Below are 9,536 nucleotides of genomic sequence, written 5' to 3' on the forward strand. Positions count from 1 at the left end.
GTCGAACGTATCAGACCGCCAGCCCGTAACGCTCCATGCGCCGGTAAAGCGCCTGTCGTGAAAGGCCCAGGTTGCTCGCCGCCCGGCTGACCACCCCGCCGGCCGAGGCCAGCGCCGCCTCGACCGATTCGCGGCTGGGCTCGTCGAGATTGCGGCTGGCGGTGGCGGCCGGTGGTGGCAGATTGAGGTGGACCGGCTCGATCCTGCCGTCCGCCGCCAGCAAGGCCGCGCGTGCGATCGCATTCTTCAGTTCGCGCACGTTGCCCGGCCACGTATGGGCCAGAAGCGCTTCCCGCGCATCCTCGCTCAGCGTGGCCCGTCCATCGAGGAAGAATTCGGCGAGAGGAAGTATGTCGTCGCTGCGTTCCGACAGCGGCGGCAAGTTCACGTCGATCACGTTGAGCCGGTAGTAGAGATCCTCGCGGAAGGCACCGGCTGCGATCATCGCCTTCAGGTCCGCATTCGTGGCGCTCACCACGCGAACCTTGGCGTGTCGCGTGCGTCCCGAGCCCAACCGTTCGAACTGGCCGGTTTCGAGCACGCGCAGCAATTTCATCTGGCCCGGCAGCGGCAGGTTGCCGATCTCGTCGAGGAACAAGGTACCGCCATCGGCCATCTCGAAGCGGCCCTCGCGGGCCTTGTTCGCTCCCGTGTACGCGCCAGCCTCGGCGCCGAACAACTCGGCTTCGATCAACTCTCCCGGCAACGCGCCGCAGTTCACCGCCACGAACGGGCCATGACGCACCGCGGAATTGGCGTGCACGATGGCCGCGATGCGTTCCTTGCCGGCGCCGTTCGGGCCAGTGATGAGTACCGGCACGTCCGAACGCGCGACCTGGCAAGCCAGCTCGATGGTGCGGCTCATCGCTTCGGAAGCGAAGACCAGGCCATCGAGGTCGTAGCGGCTTTCCAGGGCCTCGCGGCGCCGGCGGCGCTCCACCCGAGCACGGGTCACCTCACGGGTGGACTCGGACAGCTCGAGCAGGTTCTCCACCGTGGCGAGAAGCTTGGTGTCGTCCCATGGCTTGGCCAGGTAATCGGCGGCACCGGCCTTCACCAGTTCCACGGCGGCCTCCAGGTGCGTCCAGGCCGTGAGGAGGATCACCGGAAGATCGGTATGGCGGGCGCGGATCGCCTTGAACAGCGCCACGCCCTCCTCGCCCGAAGTGGTATCGGCGGTGAAGTTCATGTCCTGGATGACGACGTCCACGCGTTCGCGCGCCAGCGTGGCCAGCCCATCGTCGGGGGTCAGGGCCACCAGGGGACGGATATCGCGCAGGCTGAGCGCGAGCGAGAGCGCCTCGCCCACGGCGGGGTTGTCGTCGATGATCAATACGCAGCGCATCTGGTCCCTTCGCATGCAGCCATGGATGCCTCTCCCGGCGAAAAGGTTGCATCCCCGCCGGCACTCTTTCCCATTCTATCCACGGGTCGCCACCACCGGGGGCACGGACGCCGCCCGCAGGGCCGGTGCGAGGACGGCGGCCTGGCCCAGCAACCACAGCACCACCGCCCCCACGGGCAGGTAGCCGAACGGAAGGCGCGGGAGTTCGTACTCACGCATCAGCAGCAGGTTGATCGCATAGGCGAGCACCATGCCCAGAGCGATGCCCATGCTGGCGAGAAGAAAGTTCTCGGTCTGGAAATAACGCAGCACATCGATGCGGCTCGCGCCAAGGGCGCGACGGATGCCGATCTGGCGGCGGCGCTGGGCCACCCAGAAGCTGACCAGGCCAACGATGCCCAGCGCCGTGACGACAAGCAAGGCGACACATACACCGGCGAGCAGCACGGTCGTCGCGCGGTCCGTGGCGAAGTAACGGTCGCGCACCTCGGTGTAAAGCCGCTTCTCGATGATGACACGGCGCGGATCGACCGCCTTCAGGGCCGCCGCCGCGGCTTGCCGCACCCTGCCGGCTTCGCCGGGACGCGCACGGACCGCGAAGCCGCCACCATAGGCGGTGACCATGCGCCAGGGCAGCAACAGCGTCTCGTATACACCGGACCGGCTCTGGTCGCCGGCCCGGGCCAGTCGTTCGACGATCCCCACGATGTGGAGTTCTTCGTCGCCGATGAAGATGCTCCGGCCGATCGCCGATTGGTCGGGGAACAGGCGCTGCGCGAGCGCCTGTGTGACTACGACCACCGGACTTCCGCGTACCTGCTTCGCGGCATGGTCGTCCACCCAGGTGTACTCGTCAGGACGGATGAAGCGTCCCGCGACGAGGCGCAGGCCCAGCGTTTCGCCCACCGCCTCGCCATAATAGGCTGCGGCTTCCAGGGATGGCGTCGACTGGTCGCGCGTGAGCCTCACCGGGGTATTCCAGGAGGAAGGGCCGAACGGCAGCGAGTTGGTCACAGTCACCGCCTCCACGCCCGGGATGGCGCGCAGCGCCGCGAGGTCCGCCTCGACTCGCGCGTGCATGTCGGCGCGTGGGCCGATGTCGGAGACCATAAGACGCACGATGCGATCGTCGTCGATCCCACTGGGCGTCTGCATCCAACGCAACCGATCGCTTATCAGGAAGGTCGCATTGCACAGGATCGCGCACGTCAATGCGATCTGCAGCACGATCAACGTCGCCGTGAGCTTGTGCCGGCCGAGCGTCGAAAGAATGGGAGCGATATCGAGACGCATCATTGGCTCTTCAATTGCAGCGCCGGAGGAATCCGGCATGCACGCCACGCCGGCACCACGCCGGCGGCGAGCGCGGCGAGCAGCGAGACCAGGAAGGTCGCTGCCAGCATGGTCGGGTCCAGGTGAGCCAGTTCCGCCGCGGGGCTCGGTTGCATGCGCAAGATCGCGAGCCCCAGCAAGGCCACCGCCAGGCCGCCTAAGCCACCGGCGAGTCCGACGATTCCCGCCTCGGTCAGGAGTTGCGTAAACACGCTGCGCCGCGAAGCACCCAGGGCACGGCGCACGCTCACCTCGCCCGCCCGGCGCATGAACTTCGCCAGCATCAGGCCCACGGTGTTGACCAGGCAAACCGCGAAGAAGCCGAGCGAAAGCCACACTTGCAGGCGGACGTCGCTGGGAACGACACGTTGCTCGTCGAGGAGGCGCATCACGTCGGTGAGTTCGGCACGCGCGGGACGATCGTACCGGCCCGACGCGACTTGCTCACGCGCATAACCCTCCAGGAACGTGCGGTAGGAAGCTACGGCAGCGGCGTCGCCCAGTTCCACCCATAGCTGCAACCACACGCAACTCGCCGCCTCCATGTGCTCCTCGTCACTGGACCCCTCGCCCCAGCATTCGACGCCACCATTGCGGGTCAGCCGCATCGCCCGAGAGGTGGTCAAGGGTACGAATACCTGTTCCGCCGCGCCGTAGTTGGTAGTGTTCAGGTCATAGAAGTGGGGGACCGGCCTCCATGGCTTCAGCACGCCGACGATACGCAGATCCGCACCGTTGGCGTGGATAGTCCTGCCGACACTGTTTTCGCCATGGAAGAGCCGATCGTTCAACTCCGCGCCGATCACCGCGATATGCGCGCGCTGCTCGTCCTCGGTGGCGCTCCAAGCTTGCCCGTAGCGGAACGGCGTGTCGAACATGCCGAAGAAATCGGCACTGGTGTAACGCGCCGAAACAAAGAACGGATCGATCGACGGATCGTCCGGCTGGATCGGCACGGCGCCGCCGGTCATCAAGGCCTGCCGCCGCGCACGCCGAGCGTTCAGCAGGTTCATGCCGTCTGTCCAGGTCACCTGGGCAGGCAGGTTCTCAGAGAGATCGAAGTCCCGCATCCCGCGCGGGTCGAGCCGCGGCGTGAAGATCGATCCACTGCGTCCCGGCAGCGGATCCCCTGACAGCACGTGCAGTACCGTCAGGGTGGTCATGCTCGCCCCGATCCCGAGGGCGATGGCGAGAATCATGAGCGCCGTCAGCGCACCGCTCCGCCGGAGACTGCGCAAGGCGAGCTCCAGGTAGTAAGCGAACATCGAGTTTCCCAAGGTTCACACGCTGCGCGTGGCTTCGACCGGCGACACCTTCGACGCGCGCAGCGCAGGCGCGAACACAGCGGCCTGGCCGAGGCCGAGGAGCACGACGACGCCGACCAATACGTAGGTGAAGGACAGCCGCTTCATTTCGAAGTGCGTGAACATCCACTGGCTGAGACCCACCGCCAGGACCACGCCCAACACGACACCGGCCAGCGCGATCAGGAAATTCTCGGTCATGAAGTAACTGAGGATATCGCTGCGCCGAGCACCCAATGCACGGCGCACGCCGATCTGCTTGCGCCGCTGGCCCACCCAGAAACTCGACAGGCCGACGATGCCGGCGGCGGTGATCGCCAGCAATACGCCGCAGACCACGCTCATCAGGATGGCCATGCCGCGGTCGGCCTCGTAGGCGCGGCTACGGACCATGTCGTACGTGCGCACGCCGTATTTCTCGGGCAGGACACGCATGCGGTTGACCCCGTACAAGGTTTTCGGAATCGCCTTGAAGACGGCATCCTGTTCTCCCGGACGGGTACGTACCAGAAAATGCTGGTACCCGCTGTTGAAAATCACCGGCATGATCGTCACGTTGTCCAGGTGGTCGAAGTCGGTCCACGGCACGGTCAGCTTCTCGACGACACCGATGATCGTGGAGGGCTTGCCTTTCGACAGGTAAATGGTCTTGCCCAGCCCGTCGCCGTTCGGAAACAGCTTGTCGACGATGGCCTTGGTCACGATGACCTGCGGCGGCGAAGGCGTCTGCTGCGGCTGCACGGTGACGACCTCGCCCGCGTTGAAGTTGCGCCCCGCGATCAGGCGCACGCCCAGCGTCTTCAAGGTCTGCTCGTCGCCGAAATAGAGGGCGGTCGGCACGCCGTCCTTCGTGCCGTCCGGCTTGGTCTGGATACCGGTCGACCAACCACCCTGGCGCAGGGGATACGAGTTGGTCGCATAGGCCGACTCGACACCCGGGATCGAACGGAGCGCCTGCACATCGGTTTTAACCAGCGGTACGAAATTCGGCGGCGACCCGACGTAGCGATTCTGCACGGCTATCACATTCGACTCGTCCATGCCCGTGGGTCGATTCACGCGGTCGACCCGCTCGTGCACGATGAACAGCGCATTGCACACGATGGCAAGGGTCAGGGCGATCTGCAGGGCGATAAGGATCGTGCCTGCCTTGTGCCGGCGCAGCGCGGCGAGAATGGGCTTGATCTGCATGATCATGTCCTCAGTTGGATTTCAGCTGCCAGGCCGGCTGGACCTGGGCGGCACGCCACGTGGGATAGAAGGCGGCGACGACGGAGGCCGCGATCGCGACGACGAGCGTCAGCAGGATCAGGACAGGGTCCAGCGTCGCCAGACGCGCGATCGGCTCGGGGAAAACAAGGCCGACCCCAAGCACGCCCAGGCCGGTCAGCAACAGCCCGAGGATGCCGCCCGCGACGCCGATCGTGCCGGCCTCGATGAGGAACTGCGCATAGATGTCCTTGCGCGATGCACCGAGCGCACGGCGTACGCCGATCTCGGGAGCGCGACGCATGAACTTCGCCAGCAAGAGGCCCACCGTGTTGACCAGGCAGATGACCAGGAAGCCGAGCGACACCACGAGGGACACCTGCGATTCCGGCGGCACCACGCGCTGTACATCGAGCCAATCCATGACGTCGCGCACCCTCACGTTCGGCGCCCAGCGGAAGCGGCCCGCGCGCTGCTGCTCGGCGGCATAGCCCGTCACGTACCCACGATAGGCGTCAACATCGGCCTTCGTCGGCAGTTCGCTCCACAATGAGAGCCAGATGCATTCCGACTGCAGATAGTTCGCCCAACCTTCGGCCGGCTCTGCCACGCAGTTGTTGTTGCCGTTCGTGCTCAACTGGAGGTCGACGGCACGGGTGAATGGGATGTAGACCGAAGCGCCTTCGTCGAAGCCGCCCGTGTTGGGCACGTCGAAGAACAGTGGCTGCGGCGCCCAATCCTGGATGACGCCTGTGATTCGGAACAGGCGTCCGTCAAGGTTCACCTGCTTGCCGACGCTCTGGGCGCCATTGAAGAGCTTGTCGTTCGCGGACTTCGTGATGACGGCGACACTGGCATGCTTCTCGTCGTCCTCCGGCGTCCAGCCGCCCCCCTGGATGAAGGGCACGTCGAACATGGGGAAGAAATCCGAACCCGTGGCATAGGCTCCTTCACGACTGGGCAAGCGCGCGGGATCGTCGGGAATGACCGAGACGCTCACCGGATAGATGATCGCCTGGCGCTTGGCCTTGTGTGCGCGGAGCAACGCCGTGGCGTCCTTGTAGGTCAGTGCCGGCGGCGGTTCACCTTTCTCGATATTTTCCGGGCCGAACGCGTCCACCTGCGTGTTGAAGAGCACGCTCGATTTCTGCGGGATCGGATCGCGCGCCGTGGCGCGAAACACCGAATACGTCGTCATGGATGCGGCGACGCCGAAGCCGATCGCCATCACCATCAGGGCGGTGAGCATCGGGTTGCGGCGCAGGCTGCGCAGGCCGAGCTGCAGGTAGTAACTGAACATGGGACTCCCCCCGGAACGGCGGACGCTGGATCAGGAATTGGCGAGGTGGGCGTGGGCGTGGAAGCGCGGTTCCTCCGCAAGGTCCACCACTTGGCCGTCGATCACATGCACGTTGCGCTGCGCGCGGGCGGCGAGTTCCGGGTCGTGCGTGACCATGACGATGGTGGCGCCCTCGCGATGGATCTCCTCCAGCAGTTCCATCACGCCGCGGGCCATCTGCGTATCCAGGTTGCCGGTGGGCTCGTCCGCCAGAAGCAGGCGCGGGGAACCGGCGAGCGCGCGGGCGATGGCCACGCGCTGCTGCTGGCCGCCGGAAAGCTCGGCGGGGTAATGCTTGGCGCGGGACGCCAGGCCCACGCGTTCCAGCGCGTCCATGATCCGCTGCTTGCGTTCGGCCGCCTTCATGCCGCGATAGCGCAGGGGCACTTCCACGTTGTCGAACACGTTCAGGTCGGGGATCAGGTTGAAGGCCTGGAAGATGAAGCCGATCTTTTCGTTGCGGATGCGGGAGCGCGCATTGTCGTCGAGCTGGCTCACCTCGACGCCATCGAGATGGTAGTGACCGCCGGTGAAGGTCTCGAGCAAACCCGCGATGGTGAGGAAGGTGGTCTTGCCCGAGCCGGAGGGGCCCGTCACGGCGACGAACTCGCCTTCCTTCACGTCGATGTTGAAGTCGCGCAGGGCGTAGGTCTCGACGACTTCCGTGCGGTAGACCTTGGCGAGATGGGTCATCTTGAGCATGGGTTTTCCCTCTGTTAGCGGCTGATGGCGACGTGCTTGGCGTCGCCGAAGGTGTCGGCGCCGGAGATGACGATCTTGTCGCCCTCCTTCAGGCCGTCGAGTATCTCGACCTTGTCGATGCTGCTCGCACCGACACGGATGTCACGGCGATCGGCCATGCCGTCGTTGACCACGAAGGCATAGCGCCCCGCGCTTTCATCGACGAAGGAACCGCGCTGCACGGTGAGTACGTTGTCACGCTTGTCGAGCAGGATGCGCACCGAAAGACGCTGGCTCTGGCGCAGCTGCTGCGGGGTCTCGCCATCGAAGCGCAGGCGCGCGGCGACTTCGCCATTGACCACTTCCGGCGACACGGCGCTGACCTTGCCATTCCAGGTCTTGCCGTTGCCGGAAATTTCGCCCGGCATGCCGATGGCGAGGTCGCGGGCGAAGCTCTCGGGCACCTTCATCTCCACTTCCAGCGCGGAGAGGTCGATGACACTGAGTAGCTGGGCGTCCTTGGCGACGGTCGCGCGCTCGGCGATGAACAGCTGGCCCACCTGGCCGTCGACCGGCGACTTCACGTTGAGGTCTTCCACCTGGCGTTCCAGGTCCTTGACCAGCAGCACCTGGCGATCGTGGGCGAGCTTCTTCGCCTGCACGTCGAAGGTGAGGCTGTCGTTGTCCATCGCGAGGTCGGACTTGGCGTGCTTCGCGGTCACGGCCGCCTTGTCCAGCGTGGACTTCGCCTTGTCGACGTCGGCAACCGGCACGGCGCCCTTGTCGAACGCCGTCTGGTAGCGCTTGAGGTCGCGCTCCGCGGCGGTCTGATCGATGGTGGCGTTGTCGAAGGACTTCTGCAGTTCAGAGCGTTTCTTCTTCGCATCGATCTGAGCGCGAAGGAACTCGACCTCCATGGCATCCGCCGCGGATTTCTCCTGGGCGAGCTTGCTGGTCAGTTCGGGGCTGGTGATGACGGCCAGCAGCTGATCCTTCTTCACCACATCGCCCGCGTGCACCTTCAGCACCACGGCGCCCGCCGAAGCGGCGTACATCGTGGGGCTTACCGCCGCGACCACCTTGCCTTCCGCCGCGATGTCACGGACGAAGGGACCGCGTGTCACGGTGCCGAAGGACAGGCGCGAGGCGCTGACCGAGGAGTCCGCCGAGAACATCGTGGCCATCCGGGGGACCGCCAGCACGATGGCGACGATGGCCGCCAGGCCGGCCGCGGCATAGATGAGCTTGCGACGATGGTTCGGACGGACTTCGACGAGACGGTCCTGGGCGGAGGTATCGCGGATCATGGTGGCTTCCCTGGGCTGCTTGCGGGGATATCGAGCAAGCAGCGTGCCAAGCCATAATCCGAATATCGATCAGTGACTTATAACGTTTCGTTATCGAAAGACGGGTGTCCGCGGACAGAGTGTCCGGACACCCGGGGCCCGCGGACAGGCCCCGACGGGACACGCCACTCAGACGGCGATACCCACCGATTCGGATACCGCGATATCACGCGCGACGCCCCTGCCCAGGGAGGAGATGGGCGCATCGCAGGCGCCAAGCACGGTGAAGCCAGCCAGCCGCCGACGGGTGAAACACAGGATGCGAGCACGCGAGGCGCGCAGCCATTCACGGTCCGGCGCACGATGCGCGGGTTCGTCGACAGGCAAGGCGTCCGCGTACAAGCCATCCCAGGCGAGGTAATCGGTGTCGGGAAGCAGGTAGATGCGTGCCAGGAGGTGACCCTGCCCGCTTACGCAGTCCATCCACTCGCGTGGCCCTTCCGCGGTAACGGTGCAGGTAAGGCCCACGTGATGCGTGGCGAGCAAGGGAGCCAGGTCGGCGGACTCCACGAGACAGCCATGAGGTTCAGCGTGGCCGCTACAGGAGGCGTCGCGCGGGGCGAGGAAGAGCACACCGCCGAGCTGGCCCAGCCCCTCGAACAACGTTCGCGGCGCGAGCGCCAGCCAACGCGTGGTGGCGGTGGAACGGGCGCGCGATTGCACGCCGAAGGATGCGAGCCAGCCGAACATGGCGTCTCCCAGTGACGAAGCGGTCGAGGGATGCCTGGCTGGGCGGTCCGGGGAGAACCCGCGTGGCTTGGCGTCGGGGGAGAAGCTGCGCTTACTTGGTCAGGATGAGCTTGTCGTTGCGGGTCAGGCGCAGGTGGTACTCACTGCCCTGGTGCTCGATGACGAGCTCACGCGAACCGTCGAGCAGGTTCGTGCTCTCGATGCGGCGGGTAGCCACCGGCGCGGCACGAAGCGGGACGACCTTTTCGCGGCCGCCGTTGTCGGAAAGGGGGAGCGTTCGAAGCAGCATG

The 9,536-nt window shown here is 65.7% G+C and carries 9 protein-coding genes; all 9 read right to left on the reverse strand.

Annotated elements, in window-relative coordinates:
* Positions 1 to 10 precede the first annotated feature (10 nt).
* The 9 genes from J2T07_RS17235 to hemP all read right to left on the reverse strand — a co-directional run bounded on the left by J2T07_RS17235 (position 11) and on the right by hemP (position 9,535).
* Entirely contained in the window at positions 11 to 1,345 is a 1,335-nt protein-coding gene (locus J2T07_RS17235; protein ID WP_306851588.1) for a sigma-54-dependent transcriptional regulator, read from the reverse strand.
* Between the two features lie 75 nt (positions 1,346 to 1,420).
* A complete protein-coding gene (locus J2T07_RS17240) occupies positions 1,421 to 2,641 on the reverse strand; it encodes an ABC transporter permease (protein WP_430539374.1) in 1,221 nt (406 codons plus the stop codon).
* Positions 2,638 to 3,942, reverse strand: coding sequence for an ABC transporter permease (locus tag J2T07_RS17245; protein WP_306851590.1), 1,305 nt, complete (start codon positions 3,940 to 3,942; stop codon positions 2,638 to 2,640). The genes J2T07_RS17240 and J2T07_RS17245 overlap by 4 nt, the downstream gene beginning before the upstream one ends.
* Before the next feature lie 15 nt (positions 3,943 to 3,957).
* Positions 3,958 to 5,172 (reverse strand): ABC transporter permease, encoded by a 1,215-nt coding sequence (locus tag J2T07_RS17250; protein WP_306851592.1) that lies wholly within the window; start codon positions 5,170 to 5,172, stop codon positions 3,958 to 3,960.
* A gap of 10 nt (positions 5,173 to 5,182) precedes the next feature.
* Positions 5,183 to 6,490, reverse strand: coding sequence for an ABC transporter permease (locus tag J2T07_RS17255; RefSeq protein ID WP_306851594.1), 1,308 nt, complete (start codon positions 6,488 to 6,490; stop codon positions 5,183 to 5,185).
* Between the two features lie 30 nt (positions 6,491 to 6,520).
* Positions 6,521 to 7,231 (reverse strand): ABC transporter ATP-binding protein, encoded by a 711-nt coding sequence (locus J2T07_RS17260; RefSeq protein WP_306851596.1) that lies wholly within the window; start codon positions 7,229 to 7,231, stop codon positions 6,521 to 6,523.
* Between the two features lie 14 nt (positions 7,232 to 7,245).
* Positions 7,246 to 8,517 carry an efflux RND transporter periplasmic adaptor subunit gene (locus tag J2T07_RS17265; protein WP_306851598.1) on the reverse strand — a complete coding sequence of 424 codons (1,272 nt, stop codon included), beginning with the start codon at positions 8,515 to 8,517 and terminating at the stop codon, positions 7,246 to 7,248.
* Between the two features lie 168 nt (positions 8,518 to 8,685).
* On the reverse strand, positions 8,686 to 9,246 hold the full coding sequence (locus J2T07_RS17270) for a hypothetical protein (protein WP_306851600.1): 561 nt from the start codon (positions 9,244 to 9,246) through the stop codon (positions 8,686 to 8,688).
* Positions 9,247 to 9,337: 91 nt separating this feature from the next.
* Positions 9,338 to 9,535: a hemin uptake protein HemP gene (gene hemP, locus J2T07_RS17275; protein ID WP_306851602.1), complete on the reverse strand. Its 198-nt coding sequence runs from the start codon at positions 9,533 to 9,535 to the stop codon at positions 9,338 to 9,340.
* Position 9,536 lies beyond the last annotated feature (1 nt).

This window comes from Luteibacter jiangsuensis (assembly GCF_030812295.1).
GTDB classification, from domain to species: domain Bacteria; phylum Pseudomonadota; class Gammaproteobacteria; order Xanthomonadales; family Rhodanobacteraceae; genus Luteibacter; species Luteibacter jiangsuensis_A.

What these genes read in the sequence shown, in the direction of transcription:
- J2T07_RS17235 (WP_306851588.1), bottom strand. Translation starts at nt 1,345, where the DNA reads ATGCGCTGCGTATTGATCATCGACGACAACCCCGCCGTGGGCGAGGCG.
- J2T07_RS17240 (WP_430539374.1), bottom strand. Translation starts at nt 2,641, where the DNA reads ATGATGCGTCTCGATATCGCTCCCATTCTTTCGACGCTCGGCCGGCAC.
- J2T07_RS17245 (WP_306851590.1), bottom strand. Translation starts at nt 3,942, where the DNA reads ATGTTCGCTTACTACCTGGAGCTCGCCTTGCGCAGTCTCCGGCGGAGC.
- J2T07_RS17250 (WP_306851592.1), bottom strand. Translation starts at nt 5,172, where the DNA reads ATGCAGATCAAGCCCATTCTCGCCGCGCTGCGCCGGCACAAGGCAGGC.
- J2T07_RS17255 (WP_306851594.1), bottom strand. Translation starts at nt 6,490, where the DNA reads ATGTTCAGTTACTACCTGCAGCTCGGCCTGCGCAGCCTGCGCCGCAAC.
- J2T07_RS17260 (WP_306851596.1), bottom strand. Translation starts at nt 7,231, where the DNA reads ATGCTCAAGATGACCCATCTCGCCAAGGTCTACCGCACGGAAGTCGTC.
- J2T07_RS17265 (WP_306851598.1), bottom strand. Translation starts at nt 8,517, where the DNA reads ATGATCCGCGATACCTCCGCCCAGGACCGTCTCGTCGAAGTCCGTCCG.
- J2T07_RS17270 (WP_306851600.1), bottom strand. Translation starts at nt 9,246, where the DNA reads ATGTTCGGCTGGCTCGCATCCTTCGGCGTGCAATCGCGCGCCCGTTCC.
- hemP (WP_306851602.1), bottom strand. Translation starts at nt 9,535, where the DNA reads ATGCTGCTTCGAACGCTCCCCCTTTCCGACAACGGCGGCCGCGAAAAG.